Here is a 15,324-nt window from a genome sequence, read left to right as displayed (position 1 = left end):
GCACATCGATCCAGGGAGCGCAACTGTGCAGTTGCAGATTGCCTCAGTGGGCGACGTCGAGCACCCAGGTGACGCCGAAGCGGTCGGTCACCATGCCGAAGCCGGGCGACCACGACGACGCGGCCAGCGGTTCGATCACGCTCGCCCCCTCCGTCAGCGCCCCCCAGTAGCCCTCGAGCTCGGGGAGGGTGTCCGCCCGCAGCGACTGGAAGAACGCGCGGTCGGTGAGGGTCGCGCCGTTCTCCCGCCGCGTCGAGCCCGCCGTGGTCGCCGGGTCGTCCAGCCCGGGGATGTCGTACGCCATGAGCCGGATCCCGTGGTCGCCGTCGAGCTGGCCGAACACGATCCTGTCCGCACCGGGCGCGTCCGCGGGCATGCCCACCTCGGCGTAGGTCGCGGCGTGCACGGTGCCACCGAACACCGAGCGGTAGAAGTCGAGCGCCTTCCGGGCCGTGCCGCGGAAGTTCAGGTGCGTGGTGGTGGTGAGGGACATGGGCTTCTCCTGGTTCTGCGGGCTGCCGTTCAGCGCCGCGGTGAGTCCACGATCACAGGGGTAGCGGTCGGTTTCTGTCCTCTCCCTCCCGCACAATGAAGGCGTGACCGGAAGCTCCTCCCGCATGCTCGCGCTGCTGTCGCTGCTGCAGGCGACGCGCGACTGGCCGGGCCAGGAACTCGCCGACCGCCTCGGCGTCACACCCCGCACCGTCCGCCGCGACGTCGACCGGCTGCGCAACCTCGGCTACCGCATCGGATCGAGCAAGGGCCCGTACGGCGGCTACCGCCTCGAAGCCGGGTCCGAGCTGCCGCCGCTGCTGTTCGACGACGACCAGGCGGTCGCGATCGCGGTGGCACTGCAGGGCGCGAGCGCGAGCGGCGTCGATGTGACCGAGGCCGCGGAGCGCGCCCTCGCGACCGTGCGGCAGGTGATGCCCTCGCGGCTCCGGCACCGGATCGACGGCATCCGCTTCACCGGCGCGGCGGCCGAGGTGCGGGTGGACCCGGGGGTGCTGGAGGCGGCGAGCGCGGCGGTGCGCGACCGGCGGGTGCTGCGCTTCGACTACGGCGCGGCGGCGGACCGCCCCCCTCGGCGCACGGAACCCCATGCCGTCGTGGCGCGCGAGGGCCGGTGGTACCTGCTGGCGTGGGACCTGGAGGCGGCGGACTGGCGCACCTACCGGCTCGACCGGATGCGACCGCGGGTGCCGAGCGGGCCGTCGTTCACGCCGCGACCGCTTCCCGCGGAGGATGCCGCGACCTCCCTGGCGGCGCGGGCGAAGGGCTCGACCACGGAGGACCGCTGGCCGTGCGTCGGCGAGGTCGTGATCGAGCTTCCGGCGCGGGAGGTGGTGCCGTGGGTGGGCGTCGGCGAGGTCGAGGAGCGGCCGGACGGGCGCTGCCGCGTGACAGTGGGTTCGTGGTCGTGGGTGGGCGTGCTCGCCGCGGTCGCCCGGTTCGATGCGCCCTTCACGGTGGTCGGACCGGAACCCCTGCGCGAGGCGGCGGAGACGCTCGCGGCCCGGTTCGCCACGGCCGCGGACCCGCCCTCCTGATCCAGGAGTACATGGACGATCCGGATACCGTGCGAGTTCATCGCGTGCTCCACACGAAGAGAGACATCGCTTCCGTCCTCACCGCCCGCATCTGACGCCCAACCCTCGCGGGAGAGCCGCCTCACCCGCGCCGGTAGACTGAAGACGCCCCGCCGGCCCCTTCCCTTGGAGTGCGCGTGACCACCCCCTCTGCACCTTCCCCCCAGCACGTCCCCGACTCGGTCGAGAACGCGATCGCGACGCCCGAGAAGGAGCAGCCGTACGGCGCGCTCGGGCTCAAGGACGACGAGTACGCGCGCATCAAGGAGATCCTCGGCCGCCGCCCCACCTCGGGCGAGCTGGCGATGTACTCGGTGATGTGGTCGGAGCACTGCTCCTACAAGTCGAGCAAGAACTACCTGCGACGCTTCGGCCAGAAGGTCTCCGACGAGATGAAGGAACGCCTCATGGTCGGCATGGGGCAGAACGCGGGCGTCATCGACGTCGGCGAGGGCTGGGCCGTCACCTTCAAGGCGGAGTCGCACAACCACCCGAGCTTCATCGAGCCGTTCCAGGGTGCGGCCACCGGCGTCGGCGGCATCGTGCGCGACATCATCTCGATGGGCGCCCGCCCGGTCGCGGTCATGGACGCGCTGCGCTTCGGCGCGATCGACCACCCCGACACCGCCCGCGTGGTGCACGGCGTCACGAGCGGCATCAGCTTCTACGGCAACTGCCTCGGCCTGCCGAACATCGGCGGCGAGACCGTCTTCGACTCGGTGTACCAGGCGAACCCGCTCGTGAACGCGCTCGCGGTCGGCGTGCTGCGCCACGAAGACCTCAAGCTCGCCAACGCGACCGGCGTGGGCAACAAGGTCGTGCTGTTCGGCGCCCGCACGGGTGGCGACGGCATCGGCGGGGCGAGCATCCTCGCCTCCGACTCGTTCGACTCCACCGGCCCCACCAAGCGCCCCGCGGTGCAGGTGGGCGACCCGTTCGCCGAGAAGGTGCTCATCGAGTGCTGCCTGGAGCTGTACCGCGGCGAGCTGGTCGAGGCGATCCAGGATCTCGGCGCCGCCGGCATCTCCTGCGCGACCAGCGAGCTCGCGGCAAACGGCAACAGCGGCATGCACGTCTCGCTCGACAACGTGCTGCTGCGCGACCCCACGCTCACGGCCGAGGAGATCCTCATGTCGGAGTCGCAGGAGCGCATGATGGCGATCGTCGCGCCCGAGAAGCTCGACGCGTTCATGAAGGTCGTCGACAAGTGGGAGGTCGAGACCTCCGTGCTGGGCGAGGTCACCGGCGACGGGCGTCTCATCATCGACTGGCAGGGCGAGCGCATCGTCGACGTCGACCCGTCCACGGTCGCCGTCGACGGCCCCGTGTACGACCGCCCGGTCGCGTACCCCACCTGGATCGACGCCCTGCAGGCCGACGCCGCCGAGAACCTGCCGCGCGCCAACGACCCGGAGACGCTGCGCGAGCAGTTCCTGTCGCTCGTCGCGAGCCCGAACCTCGCCGACACCCGCTGGATCACCAACCAGTACGACTACTACGTGCTCGGCAACACCGCCCTGAGCTTCCCCGACGACGCGGGCATGATCCGGGTCGACGAGGAGTCGGGCCTCGGGTTCTCCATCGCGACCGACGCCAACGGCCGCTACTGCCAGCTCGACCCGTACGCGGGGGCGCAGCTCGCGCTCGCGGAGGCCTACCGCAACGTGGCCGTGACGGGCGCCACGCCCACCGCGATCACCGACTGCCTCAACTTCGGCTCCCCCGAGAACCCCGAGGTCATGTGGCAGTTCGGGCAGACGGTCGACGGCCTGGCCGACGGCTGCTACGAGCTGGGCACCCCGGTCACCGGCGGCAACGTCTCGTTCTACAACCAGACCGGCGACGTGCCGATCCACCCGACCCCGCTCGTCGGCGTGCTCGGCATCATCGACGACGTGTCCCGCCGCATCCCGTCGGGGTGGCAGGACGAGGGGCAGAACATCTACCTGCTCGGCACCACGCAGACCGAGCTGTCGGGCTCCGCGTGGGCCGAGGTCGTGCACCAGCACCTCGGCGGTCGCCCGCCGAAGGTCGACCTCGCGGGTGAGAAGCGCCTCGCGGGCCTGCTCGCTGCGGCCCGCGACGAGTGGCTGATCTCGTCCGCGCACGACCTGTCCGAGGGCGGCCTGGCGCAGGCGCTCGCGGAGGGCGTGATGCGCTTCGGCGTCGGCGCTCGTGTGTGGCTCACCGAGATCATGGACCGCGACGGGGTGGACGCCGCCACCGCGCTGTTCTCCGAGTCGACCGGTCGCGTGATCGTGACCGTGCCCCGCGAGGACGACGTGAAGTTCCGCGGGCTGTGCGAGGGCCGCGGCTACCCGGTGATGCGCATCGGCGTGACCGACAGCGAGCCGCAGCTCGAGGTGCAGGACGTGTTCACCGTGTCGGCCGCCGAGCTGCGCGAGCGCTCGCAGGCCACGCTGCCGTCGTACTTCGGCCCGACCGTGACGGAGCCGGTGGACGCATGAGCGACAACCTCAGCGAGGACTACGGCGACCTCGGCGAGAAGCGCAACCGGCGCATCCGCATCGTGGCGTGGACGGTCATCGTGGCGCTGATCCTCGGTGGCGGCGGCGCGACCGTGCTCACGATCCTCCTCGGCTGAGCCGGGCGGCTCCGCGGTTCCTGGGCGCCCTTCGTCTCGCTTCGCTCGCTCAGGAACCACGCCGGCGACAAGACGACGGGCGTCAGCGGAAGAGGAAGCGCGTCAGGGCGACGACCGAGCCCGGGTCGTGGGCTTCGCGGCCGAGCGCCTCGACGATGATCGCCCCGAGGATCGCGCGACCGAGCTGCTCGACCGGGGCGTCGTCGGCGAGCTGCCCATCCCGGATGCCGCCGCGCAGCCGCTCGACGAGGTACTTCTCCACGCCGAGGCTCTCGCCCAGGTGCGCGCCGACCGAGGCGTCTTCGGTGGCGGCGGCGACGAGGGAGCGCAGCAGCACCCCGCCCTGCGGCTCCTCCAGGATCGCGAGGACGCTGCGCAGCCACGTCTCGACGTCGGCGGAGAGGTCTCCCGTGTCGGGCACGACGAAGTCGACCGGGACCAGGAGCCCTTCGGCCAGGCACTCGCCGATGAGAGCCCCCCGCGATGGCCACCAGCGGTAGATGGTCTGCTTGCCGACCCCGGCCTCTTTCGCGATGCCCTCGATCGTGAGCCGGTCGTAGCCCTGGTTGTGGAAGAGCCGAGCCGTGGCGGCGAGGATCGCCTCGCGGGCCGCGGTGCTGCGCACAGGGCCGCTGCGATGCACGTTCACCATGCGTTCAGGATAGCCACAGAACCCTAGACGAGACGTGCCGTATGATCTTTTCGTCTGAAGGAGATCACGTGGCCTCACTGCTGTTCCGTCTGGGTTCTTTCGCTGCGCGCAGGGCGTGGACGGTGATCGTCTCGTGGGTCGTGATCCTCGGCATCGGCGTCGGCGCCTTCCTCACCCTCGGCGGCACGCTGAGCAACAGCTTCGACATCCCCGGCACCGCGTCGGGCGCGGTCACCGACCAGCTCGCGAAGAAGCTGCCCGACACCGCGGGCGGCACCGGCACGGTCGTGTACCGCACCGACGACGGCGAGCCCTTCACCGAGGAGCAGAAGCAGGCGATCTCCGACCTCGCCGCGAGCGCGGAAGACCTCGACGGCGTCGCCTCGGTGGTCGACCCGTTCGACGCCCAGCAGCAGCAGGCCGACCAGGCGCAGCAGCTCACCGACGGGCAGGCGCAGCTCGACAGCGGACGCGCCCAGCTCGACGCCGGACAGGCGCAGCTCGACGCAGGTCGCACCCAGCTCCAGGGCGGACTCGATCAGCTCACCGCGGCGCGGGCACAGGCCGAAGCCGCCGGAGCGCCCGCGGAGCAGACCGCCGCCCTCGACGCGCAGCTCGCCGCCCTCAACGCGCAGCTCGCACAGCTGGAGGCGCAGCAGGCGACGATCGACGCGAACCGCACCGAGCTCGACGCGAACGCGGAACAGGTCGAACTCGGCTCCCGCCTGCTCGACCTGACGGACGGCATCGGCGTCGTCTCGGAAGACGGCTCCACCGCGATCGTCAACGTGTCGTTCACCGACCCGCGCCTGGAGCTGTCCGAAGAGGTCAAGCAGTCCACCATCGCGCACTTCCAGGACGAGAAGATCGACGGGGTCACGGTCGACTTCGGCACCGACATCGCGCAGGGCGTGCCCGAGATCTTCGGCGTGGGCGAGGCCATCGGGCTCGCGTTCGCCGCGGTCGTGCTCATCGTGATGCTCGGCTCGCTGATCGGCGCCGCGCTGCCCATCGTCACGGCGGTCGTGGGCGTCGGCGTCGGCGTCACCGCCTCGCTCGCCTTCTCCGGCGTGGTCGACATGGCCTCGGTCACCCCCGTGCTCGGTGTGATGCTGGGTCTCGCGGTCGGCATCGACTACTCGCTCTTCATCGTCAACAGGCACCGCAAGCAGCTGCTCGCCGGGTCGCCCGTGCGCGAGTCGATCGGGCTCGCCACGGGCACCTCGGGCACGGCGGTCGTGTTCGCCGGTACGACCGTGATCGTCGCGCTGCTCGCGCTCAACGTCACCGGAGTGCCGTTCCTCGGGCTCATGGGCACGGTCGGCGCGGTGTGCGTCGCGGTCGCGGTGCTCGTGGCCATCACGCTCGCCCCCGCGATCCTCGGCCTCGTCGGCACGCGACTGCTGAGCCGCAAGGCCCGCGCGACGATCGGGCAGGAGCACGCGGCGGGCAAGCCCGTGCGCCGCATGTCGACCCTGCGCGCCGTGGTCACCGCGGTCGTCAGCATCGTCGCGCTGCTCATCATCGCGATCCCGTCGATGTCGATGCGCCTGGGGCTGCCGGACGGGTCGAGCGAACCGTCCGACTCCACCAGCTACCGCGCGTTCCAAGCGGTCGAGGAGCAGTTCGGCGAGGGCGCGAACGGTCCCCTCCTGGTGACCGCGACGCTGGACGACGCCGTGAGCGACGACGACCTGCTCGCCACCCAGGTGACGGTGGCGGAGAAGATCGCGGAGCAGGACGACGTGGCCGCCGTGGCACCCATCGCCACCTCCGACGACAACACGCTCCTCGCCTTCCAGGTGCTGCCGGAGGAGGGGCCGAACAGCGCCTCGACCGAGAAGCTCGTGCAGGACCTGCGTGCGCTGCCCGCGATCGACGGCGACATCACGCTCGGCGTCGCCGGTCAGGCCGCCATCAACATCGACATCTCCGAGGCCCTGGCGGCGGTGCTGCCGCTGTACCTCGTGGTGGTGGTCGGGCTGTCGCTGCTCATCATGATCGTGGTGTTCCGCTCGCTGCTCGTGCCGCTGATCGCGACCGGCGGCTTCGTGCTGTCGCTGTTCGCGACGTACGGCCTGATCGTCGCGGTGTTCCAGTGGGGCTGGGGCGCCGACCTGATCGGCCTGCACAGCACCGGGCCGATCCTGAGCTTCCTGCCGGTGATCCTCGTCGGCATCCTGTTCGGGCTCGCGATGGACTACCAGCTGTTCCTCGCCTCGGGCATGCGCGAGGCCTACGTGCACGGCGCCTCCGCACGAGATGCCGTCGCCCAGGGCTTCCGCGCCGGCCGCTCGGTCGTGATCGCCGCGGCGCTCATCATGGTGTCGGTGTTCGGCGGGTTCATCTTCTCCGAGTCGACCATCATCCGCTCGATCGGGTTCGGGCTCGCGTTCGGCGTGCTGCTCGACGCCTTCGTGGTGCGGATGCTGCTGATGCCCGCGCTCATGCATCTGCTCGGCCGTTCGGCGTGGTGGCTGCCGCGGTGGCTCGACCGTCTCATCCCGAACGTCGACATGGAGGGCGCGGCGCTGGAGCGCGACCACCCCGCCGTGCACACCGACTCCATCCCCGCGGTGCAGCCCCCGCGCACCCGGGCGGAGCGCCGCGCGCACGAGTGAGCCGCGCGGCAGGCGCGCGCCGGTGTCGGAAGGCGCGCCTAGAGTGGGCGGATGAGTGAGGATCCGCGCGTGCTGCTGGAACGACTGCGCGCCGAGGCGGAAGGGCGGGTGCGCGCGACCGCGGCCACGCTCGACGAGCTCATGCACGACCGCGAGGGCTCGAACGACGACGACGAGCACGACCCCGAGGGTGTGACGCTGTCGTCGGAGTGGTCACGGCTCACCGGGCTGGCCGAGGCTGCGGCGGTGGAACTGCAGCAGGTGGACGACGCGCTGGCCCGTCTCGATGCGGGCACCTACGGCGTCTGCGCGAACTGCGGGAACCCCATCCCCGCCGGGCGGCTGGAGGTGCGACCGTTCGCCGAGTACTGCGTCGCCTGCGCGGAGAAGCTCGGCCGCTGACACCACGTCACGGCACGGCGTAGCACGGCGTAGCATCGCGGCATGCCCATCCACCTGGAGAACGTCGGGATCGCCGTGCGCGACCTGGAAGCCACGATCGCCTTCTTCACCGACCTCGGGCTGGAGGTGGTCGGGCGCGACGAGGTGAGCGGCGAGTGGGCGTCGACCGCGGTGGGGCTCGACGGCAACCACGCGAGGATCGCCGTGCTGCAGACGCCCGACGGCCAGGGGCAGCTCGAACTGTTCGAGTACCTCCACCCCGCCGCGATCGAGACCGAACCCACACTGCCGAACGAGATCGGCATGCACCGCGTCGCCTTCTCCGTGGACGACATCGACGCGTCACTGGCCATCGCTGCCCGGCACGGCTGCCACCCGCTGCGCGGCGTCGCCACCTACCGGGACGTGTACAAGCTCACGTATCTGCGCGGCCCGAGCGGCATCATCGTGATGCTCGCGCAAGACCTCACGAGGAGCTGAGATCGGCCGCGTGGTCACCGGTGCGGGCGTTCGATATCTGGCGCCCGAGGAGTCGCGCGGAGGAACGTCACCCACCTCCGCGGCGCCGGAGCATCAGAGCGCGCGCGTGATCTGCTCCAGCACCGCGATGGGCTCGCGCAGCTGGGCGACCGGGACCGGGGTCTCGCCGGTGAGCAGCATCCGCACGAACGCGTCGACTCCGGGCCGTACGTAGTCGGGGCCGACCTCGATGTCGCGCTCGACCGTGCCGCCCGTACCGACCGCCGTCACGTGGAACGGCACGGCCGCGTCGCCCTCGGGCCGCACGAAGTCCAGCACCACCGGCACGCCGCCGACGCGGTAGCGCGCGACGACACGGCCGTCGGCCCGCTCGACCTCCACGCCCTCCGCCGCGCCGGGCAGCAGGTGCTGGGCGACGTCGGCGTGGTGGATGCCGTAGAAGAAGAGGCCGCCGTGCGGGCTGTCGGCGTCGGCCGGGCCCGAGACGGTGAGCGACTGGAGCGCGCCGACCCCGGCCACGGCGTCGGCGATGGCCGCGGTGTCGTCGAGCCAGCGGAGCGTCGAGAAGGAGGTGACGGTCGTGCCGCCACGCTCGGCCGCGGCGAGGATCGCGTCGGCGTCGTCGAGCGTCGTGGCCAGCGGCTTGTCGACCCAGACGGGAGTGCCGGCCTCGAGGAACGGCACGGCGAGCGCGCGGTGGAGCGCCCCGTCACGGCTGGTCACGATGAGCGCGTCGACCGCGCCGTTGAGCTCAGACACCTCGGGGGCGATGCGGGTGATGGCTCCGAGCTCGGCGAGCTCCCTGGTGCGCTCCACCTCGCCCGCGACGAGGGCCGAGACCCGCACCGGGAGGTCGGCAGCCTCCTCCCCGTTGAGGTGACGGACGATCTCGGTGGCATGAGTGTTCTCGATGCCGACGATCGCGACGTTCTTCGTCTCCATGCTGTCCTCCTCCACGGCGACCGGCGGAGGACGACGATGCCGCGCCCCCGCCCGGCCGGCTCTGCGCCCACCCTAGCCGCGGTCTGCCTCGCGGCGCGGGTCCACCACCGCGGACGCTGCCGATCCGAGCCGACGGACGGCCGCCGGCGCCCGGCCCCTGCGCAGTAGGCTGAACCCATCATGGACGAGTTCATCCAGGGCTTCTGGACCTTCGCGGGGCACTACTGGTGGCTCGTCTTCCCGCTCATGGGCATGGCCGGAGGCGTGGCGAAGGCGTGGGAGCGCAGCTCGAAGCGCCGTCACGAACGCCGCCTGGAGACGCTGCGCATGAAGGCGCAGCTGAAGACCGCCGAGATCGAGGCCCGCGCCCTGGGCCGCGAGGCGAAGCGCCACGGCCCGTCGGTGGTCGACACCACGGCCCCCGTGTCGACCGACGACCTGCTGACGCGGCTGTTCGCCGAGCACGACGAGATCACGGCCCGCTGGCTCGACTACGAGCTCGACGTGGCGAAGCTGATCGCCTTCCCCGCGATGAGCGACGGACGGCAGCCGCTCACCGCCGCGTTCCTGCGCGCCAAGAAGACCGCCGACGCGCTGCGCCCCGCCTCGGCCGATGCGCCGCTGTCGGAGCACCAGATCGCGGAGTACCTGCAGGCCGTGGGCGACTACGCGGTGGCGTTCGAGATCGCCGAGAAGGATGCCCGCCGGCTGCGCGACTCCACCTTCACGGAGGCGGAGCGCAAGCGCCTCGACCGCGCCCAGCAGCTGCTGAAGGTCGCGGTCGACGAGTCGGCGACGCAGGCCGAGCGCAACGTGGCCTACAAGCGCGTGCGCGAAGAGCTCGACGGCCTGATCCTGCTGTCGGACGAGGCCGTGACGGTGCTGGAGAAGCAGGTCGCCCGCGAGCTCCCCGCCACTCCCGCCGCCCCCGCCGCGACGCCCGAGGCCCAGGCCGAACCGGAGCCCGAGCGCATCCCGGTCGCCGACCCCCTGCACCGCACCCCGCCGCAGCCGCCGCGCGACCTCGCCTGACTCACCACACCCCCGACGGCCTCTGGCCGCGGCACGGCGCACTCAGCGAAAGGAGCCGTGCCGCGGACACAGGCCGCCGGGGTCACGTCAGCTCAGGTGCACGCGCTCGGTCCGCTGCCGCTGCTGCCCGAGCCCCTCGATCTCGATCGTCATCTCATCGCCGTCCTGCAGATAGGGGAAGCGTCCGGAGAGCGCGACGCCCTGCGGGGTACCGGTGTTGATCACGTCGCCCGGCTCCAGCACCAGGTAGTGACTGAGCTCGTGCACCAGTTGCAGCACCGGGAAGATCATGTCGGCCGTGGAGGAGTCCTGCCGCGGCTCGCCGTTCACGAAGGAGCGGAGGCGCAGCGCCTGCGGGTCGACCTCGTCGGCGGGCACGAGCGCGGGGCCGAGGGGGTTGAACGTCTCGGAGCACTTCCCCTTCGACCACTGCCCGCCCGAGACGTCGAGCTGGTACGCCCGCTCCGACACGTCGTTGGAGATGGTGTACCCGGCGATCACGTCGCGGGCGGCCTCGGGCGACGGGAGGTAGCGGGCGGTCCTGCCGATCACCACCGCGAGCTCTACCTCCCAGTCGACCTTCTCCGCACCGGGCGGCAGCAGCACCACGTCGTTCGGGCCGACCACGGTGTTGGGGTGCTTGAAGAAGAGCACCGGGTGCGCGGGCGGCTCTGCGCCGGACTCGGCCGCGTGCGCGGCGTAGTTCTGGCCGATGCACAGGACCGCGGTCGGGCGGGCGACGGGAGCGCCGAGGCGGAGGCCGTCGACGTCGGCGACGGGCAGCTCGTCGCGGCGCAGGGCCTCGCGGGTGCGGGCGATGCCGTCGGCGGCGAGGAACGCCCCGTCGATCTCGGCCGTGAGGGGCGCGAGGTCGCGGATCACTCCGGCGTCGTCGCGGACGTAGGGGCGTTCGTGGCCGGCGGGGCCGAGGCGCAGGAGTTCCATGTCGGGCTTTCGGGTCAGCGGGCGGCGGCGAACGACGGGTTGACGATCGGCACGGACTCGCCCGCGAACGACCGGATGATGTTCTGGGCCGCGTGCACCGGCAGGTCGGCGAGGGCCTCGGGGGAGTACCAGGCGGCGTGCGGGGTGAGCAGCACCTGGTCGAGGTCGCGGAGCGGGGAGTCGGCGGCGAGCGGTTCCCCCGCGAAGACGTCGAGCGCGGCGCCGCCGAGGTGTGCGTCGCGGAGGGAGGCGGCGAGCGCGTCCTCGTCGATGAGCGGTCCGCGGCAGGTGTTCACGATCACGGCGCCCGGCTTCATGGTGGCGAGGGCGGCCGCGTCGATCAGGTGCCGGGTGGCGTCGGTGAGGGGCACGTGGAGGGTGAGGATGTCGGCGCGGGCGATGGCGTCGGGGATCCCGACGGGCTCGCAGCCCGCCTCGCGCACGGCGTCGGCGGGGGCGTACGGGTCGGCGACGAGCACACGGAAGCCGAGGCCGCGGAGTCCGCGCGCGACGAGCGAGCCGATACGGCCGAAGCCCAGCACGGACACGGTGGTGGTGGAGGGGCGCACGGCGAGCGGTCGGGCGTCCACGGCCTTCCAGGTGCCGGCGCGCACGGCGCGGTCGTAGGCGGGGAGTCCGCGCGCCTGGGTCATGATCATGGCCACGGTGTGCGCGGCGACCTCTTCGATGCAGTAGCTGGGGGTGTTGGCGACGGCGATGCCGCGGGCGGTGGCGGCGTCGACGTCGATCATGTCGTACCCGATGCCGACGCGGCTGATGAGGCGCAGGTTGGGCATCCGGTCCATGAGGTCGCCGTCGATGCGTGCCCACTGCACCACGAGTCCCTCGGCCTCGGCGCCGAGCACGGCGATGTCGTCGGGGCTGCCGGAGGCGGCGCGATCGGCGCGCAGGCCCGCGCCGCGGAGGGTGTCTTCGATGACGGTCCCCGGGAGGTCGCAGTCGGTGACGAGGATGAACGGCGCAGTCATGGGAGCGATGCTATAGCATCTAGCAAAGCGGTGTACAGCGGCTGACAGCGACCGGTTCTTGCTATAGCGTTTAGGCATGACTGTTCGCCGCGCACTCATCACCGGCGCGAGTTCCGGCATCGGAACCGCCGCCGCCCTCGAACTCGCCCGCGAGGGCGCCGCCCTCTGGATCACCTACACCGGGCGCGAGGCCGAGGCCGAGCGCGTCGCCGAGGAGTGCCGGGCGGCCGGTGCCGCCGAGGTGCTGGTGTCACGGCTCGACCTGCGCGACCCCGAATCGATCGACGCGCTCACCGACCGCATCACCGTCACCTGGGGCGAGCTGCACGTGCTCATCAACAACGGCGGAGTCTGCCCCTACACGCCCTACCCCGACATCGACATCGAGGAGTGGGACTTCGTCCTCGAGACCAACGCGCGCGGCACCTTCCTGCTCACCCGGGCGGCACTCCCCCTGCTGCGCGCCGCCGAGGGCGACCGGTCGGTGGTCAACATCGCCTCGATCGCCGGACAGGTCGGCGCCCTGCAGACCGGCATCCACTACGCCGCCAGCAAGGGGGCGCTGCTCGCCATCACCCGCAGCTTCGCGCGACACCTGGCCTCCGAGGGCATCCGCGTCAACGCCGTCACCCCCGGCCCTGTCGCCAGCGCCATCACCGACCAGCTCCAGGGCGAGGGGCGCGCGAAGCTCGAAGCCGGCATCCCCCTCGGCGCGTTCGGCCAGCCCGAGGACGTCGCCTGGATCATCGCGTCGCTCGCCTCGGAGCGCGCCCGCTTCATCACCGGAGCCACCTACGACGTCAACGGAGGAGTTCGCATTGACTGACCGCACCGCCCTCGACCGTTCCGCGCACGACACCGTGCAGGCACAGCTCGACGCGTTCAACGCCCACGACCTCGGCGCGTTCGTCGCCACCTACGCCGACGACGCCGTCATCACCGGTGTCGCGCCCGAGCCCATCGTCGGCGCCGAAGCCATCCGCGCGTTCTACGAACCCCGGCTGCAGAACCCCGAGCTCTCGTGCGTCATCGAGTCGAGCGTGCTCTTCGGCGCGCGGTGGGTCGTGGCGCAGGAGCAGGTGATCAACGCGGGTGTCGCGACCGAGACCATCGCGACCTTCGACGTGGTGGACGGCCGCATCGCGCGGGCGTCGATGCTCAAGGCCTGAGGCGCGGAGGCGGGGTCACCTGCGGCGGTACACGTCCGCACGGTGGGCGATGCGCAGGACGTACACCGTGCGAGTCTCCTCGTCGACGCGGACCACCACGCGATAGGCGATCCCGACATACCCGCTGCGCTGGCCCTCGAGTTCGGCACCGAGCGCCTTGGTCGTCCGCATCGGGTTCTCAGCGAGGGGGCCCTCCAGGAACCGGAGAACGGCATCGGCGAGCTTCGGCTCCAGTCGGTGGAGTGCTCGCACCGCGGGACCCGTGAGCTGGACGTCGTAGTGCTCCGCGGTCACCGCCGACCCAGTTGCTCTCGCACCTCGGCCAGACTCAACGTGCGTCCTGCGGCGATGTCTGCATCGGCTTCCGCGACCTCTTCCGCGTGCTGCGGATCTTGCAGGAGCGCGAGAGTCGCCTGCAGTGCTTGAAGGTCGTCGACACTCAGCATGACCACCGCGGGACGCCCGTGACGAGTGATGGTCACCGCCTCGTGCGTGGTGTCCACCGACTCCACCAGTTGAGAGAACCTGTCCTTCGCCTCGCTGACTGAGACCGTCTGCATAGTCATAAACATAGGCTAAATTCAAGCCCGATTTCTGGCCAGTATTCTCGGCGACGGCCCTCCACCGAGCCCGTCACTCGTGCTCGGGGAGGATCGGCGTGGACCAGCCGGGGTCGCGTCCGAGCTGTGCGGCGCGGGAGACGGAGGTCGCACCGTAGCGGTCGCGCAGGGTGTCGAGCACCGAGTCGAGGCGGGCGTCGTCGCCCCAGTCGATCGGGAGCTCCGGCTGCACGCGGTCGGCGCGGTCGAGCTGCGACAGGGAGAGGCCGAGCAGCGTGATGCCGCGGTCGGCGACCTCGGACTGCGCAGCGGCGAGCAGGGTGCGCGCCACCGTGAGGAGGATCGCGGTGCGGTCGGTCGGCGCGCCGAGCGTGCGGGAGCGGGTGGCCTTCGTGAAGTCGCCGAAGCGCAGTCGCAGCACCACCGTGCGGCACACGCGGTCGCCGTCGCGCAGCCGCCGGGCGAGCCGGTCGACGATCTGCGTGAGGATGAGGTCGAGCTCCTCCGCCGACCGCGGCCGCGAGCCGAGCGCGCGCTGCGAGCCGATCGACCCGCGCCGCCGTGTGGTGTCGACCGGGCGCGGATCCCGCAGTCGCGCGAGCGCGTGCACGTGCGCGCCCGTGGCCTTGCCGAGCATACGCTCCGCCGTCGCCGCCTCCAGCTCCGCGAGCTGGCCGACCGTGCGCACGCCGTAGCGGTGCAGCTTCTCGGCCGTCACCGCGCCCACGCCCCACAGCCGCTCGACCGGCAGCGGTAGGAGGAACTGCTCCTCGCGCTCGGGCTCCACGACCAGCAGACCGTCGGGTTTGCTCACGGCGCTGGCGACCTTCGCGAGGAACTTGGTGCGCGCGACCCCGACCGAGATCGCGAGCCCGACCTCGCGTCGCACACGCTCCCGCAGGCGCACGGCGATCTCCTCCGGCGTTCCCGCGATGCGCCGCAGCCCGCCGACCTCCAGGAACGCCTCGTCGATCGACAGCCCCTCGACCAGCGGCGTCGTGTCGCGGAAGATCGCGAAGACGTCTGTGCTCGCGGCGGAGTACGCCTCCATGCGCGGCGGCACCACGACGGCGTCGGGGCACAGCTCCCGCGCCTGGCGACCGCCCATCGCGGTGCGGACGCCGCGGGCCTTCGCCTCGTAGCTCGCCGCCAGCACGACCCCGCCGCCCACGATCACCGGTCGACCGCGCAGCTCGGGGGCGTCGCGCTGCTCGACCGACGCGTAGAAGGCGTCGAGGTCGGCGTGCAGCACGGTGGCTTCCCCACGCATCCGTTCTCCCGTCGACGAGCGGATCGTCGCACGGACCCCGGACATCGGTGCGGGCGCGTCGTCACGCG

Annotated in this window: 17 protein-coding genes; 9 read left to right on the top strand and 8 right to left on the bottom strand. The window is 71.7% G+C overall.

Translation table 11 applies throughout. The features are described from left to right. Window positions 1–43 precede the first annotated feature (43 nt). Complete coding sequence (locus KV394_RS06370) at window positions 44–493, bottom strand: VOC family protein (protein WP_247982591.1); 450 nt, start codon at window positions 491–493, stop codon at window positions 44–46. A gap of 103 nt (window positions 494–596) precedes the next feature. Here KV394_RS06370 and KV394_RS06365 point away from each other — a divergent pair, with 103 nt between their 5' ends. From KV394_RS06365 to KV394_RS06355, 3 genes are all read left to right on the top strand, one after another. Beyond that, a complete protein-coding gene (locus KV394_RS06365) occupies window positions 597–1,550 on the top strand; it encodes a helix-turn-helix transcriptional regulator (RefSeq protein ID WP_247982590.1) in 954 nt (317 codons plus the stop codon). Between the two features lie 176 nt (window positions 1,551–1,726). After that, entirely contained in the window at window positions 1,727–4,057 is a 2,331-nt protein-coding gene (gene purL / locus KV394_RS06360; RefSeq protein ID WP_136031417.1) for a phosphoribosylformylglycinamidine synthase subunit PurL, read from the top strand. Beyond that, window positions 4,054–4,194 (top strand): hypothetical protein, encoded by a 141-nt coding sequence (locus KV394_RS06355; RefSeq protein ID WP_168387183.1) that lies wholly within the window; start codon window positions 4,054–4,056, stop codon window positions 4,192–4,194. Before purL ends, KV394_RS06355 begins: the two co-directional genes overlap by 4 nt. An 82-nt stretch (window positions 4,195–4,276) precedes the next feature. Here the strand turns inward: KV394_RS06355 and KV394_RS06350 are convergent, their stop codons facing one another. Continuing rightward, window positions 4,277–4,846, bottom strand: a complete 570-nt coding sequence (locus KV394_RS06350) for a TetR/AcrR family transcriptional regulator (RefSeq protein WP_136031414.1) — start codon at window positions 4,844–4,846, stop codon at window positions 4,277–4,279. Window positions 4,847–4,914: 68 nt separating this feature from the next. Here KV394_RS06350 and KV394_RS06345 point away from each other — a divergent pair, with 68 nt between their 5' ends. The 3 genes from KV394_RS06345 to KV394_RS06335 are packed head-to-tail and all read left to right on the top strand — an operon-like array spanning window position 4,915 to window position 8,349. Then, window positions 4,915–7,467, top strand: coding sequence for an MMPL family transporter (locus KV394_RS06345; RefSeq protein ID WP_247982589.1), 2,553 nt, complete (start codon window positions 4,915–4,917; stop codon window positions 7,465–7,467). Window positions 7,468–7,518: 51 nt separating this feature from the next. Next, window positions 7,519–7,869 (top strand): TraR/DksA family transcriptional regulator, encoded by a 351-nt coding sequence (locus tag KV394_RS06340; protein WP_247982588.1) that lies wholly within the window; start codon window positions 7,519–7,521, stop codon window positions 7,867–7,869. 42 nt (window positions 7,870–7,911) lie between these two features. Beyond that, the gene (locus tag KV394_RS06335; protein ID WP_206252034.1) at window positions 7,912–8,349 is read left to right on the top strand and encodes a VOC family protein; all 438 of its coding nucleotides are present in this window, start codon (window positions 7,912–7,914) and stop codon (window positions 8,347–8,349) included. Between the two features lie 93 nt (window positions 8,350–8,442). On the opposite strand, the gene KV394_RS06330 is transcribed toward KV394_RS06335, so the two are convergent. Beyond that, window positions 8,443–9,291, bottom strand: coding sequence for a Gfo/Idh/MocA family oxidoreductase (locus KV394_RS06330; protein WP_206252035.1), 849 nt, complete (start codon window positions 9,289–9,291; stop codon window positions 8,443–8,445). A 180-nt stretch (window positions 9,292–9,471) separates the two neighbouring features. Here KV394_RS06330 and KV394_RS06325 point away from each other — a divergent pair, with 180 nt between their 5' ends. Continuing rightward, a complete protein-coding gene (locus KV394_RS06325) occupies window positions 9,472–10,323 on the top strand; it encodes a hypothetical protein (protein ID WP_247982587.1) in 852 nt (283 codons plus the stop codon). 87 nt (window positions 10,324–10,410) lie between these two features. On the opposite strand, the gene KV394_RS06320 is transcribed toward KV394_RS06325, so the two are convergent. Continuing rightward, on the bottom strand, window positions 10,411–11,268 hold the full coding sequence (locus KV394_RS06320) for a fumarylacetoacetate hydrolase family protein (RefSeq protein WP_247982586.1): 858 nt from the start codon (window positions 11,266–11,268) through the stop codon (window positions 10,411–10,413). A gap of 14 nt (window positions 11,269–11,282) precedes the next feature. Then, a complete protein-coding gene (locus KV394_RS06315) occupies window positions 11,283–12,257 on the bottom strand; it encodes a C-terminal binding protein (protein ID WP_136045985.1) in 975 nt (324 codons plus the stop codon). Between the two features lie 76 nt (window positions 12,258–12,333). Here KV394_RS06315 and KV394_RS06310 point away from each other — a divergent pair, with 76 nt between their 5' ends. Together KV394_RS06310 and KV394_RS06305 are read left to right on the top strand one after the other, a co-directional pair. Next, window positions 12,334–13,083, top strand: a complete 750-nt coding sequence (locus KV394_RS06310) for an SDR family NAD(P)-dependent oxidoreductase (protein WP_136030038.1) — start codon at window positions 12,334–12,336, stop codon at window positions 13,081–13,083. Beyond that, entirely contained in the window at window positions 13,076–13,426 is a 351-nt protein-coding gene (locus KV394_RS06305) for a nuclear transport factor 2 family protein (RefSeq protein WP_247982585.1), read from the top strand. Before KV394_RS06310 ends, KV394_RS06305 begins: the two co-directional genes overlap by 8 nt. 15 nt (window positions 13,427–13,441) lie before the next feature. Here the strand turns inward: KV394_RS06305 and KV394_RS06300 are convergent, their stop codons facing one another. The 3 genes from KV394_RS06300 to dinB form a co-directional block, all read right to left on the bottom strand. Further along, the gene (locus KV394_RS06300) at window positions 13,442–13,720 is read right to left on the bottom strand and encodes a type II toxin-antitoxin system RelE family toxin (protein ID WP_247982584.1); all 279 of its coding nucleotides are present in this window, start codon (window positions 13,718–13,720) and stop codon (window positions 13,442–13,444) included. Then, window positions 13,717–13,992 carry a type II toxin-antitoxin system Phd/YefM family antitoxin gene (locus KV394_RS06295; protein WP_247982583.1) on the bottom strand — a complete coding sequence of 92 codons (276 nt, stop codon included), beginning with the start codon at window positions 13,990–13,992 and terminating at the stop codon, window positions 13,717–13,719. The genes KV394_RS06300 and KV394_RS06295 overlap by 4 nt, the downstream gene beginning before the upstream one ends. Before the next feature lie 67 nt (window positions 13,993–14,059). Next, window positions 14,060–15,256 (bottom strand): DNA polymerase IV, encoded by a 1,197-nt coding sequence (gene dinB / locus KV394_RS06290; protein ID WP_247982582.1) that lies wholly within the window; start codon window positions 15,254–15,256, stop codon window positions 14,060–14,062. Between the last annotated feature and the right edge of the window lie 68 nt (window positions 15,257–15,324).

The sequence above is a fragment of the Microbacterium sufflavum genome (assembly GCF_023101165.1).
Taxonomy (GTDB): domain Bacteria; phylum Actinomycetota; class Actinomycetes; order Actinomycetales; family Microbacteriaceae; genus Microbacterium; species Microbacterium sufflavum.
Note: the sequence above shows the minus strand (reverse complement) of the source record. Positions and strands in the feature narration are given on the sequence as shown.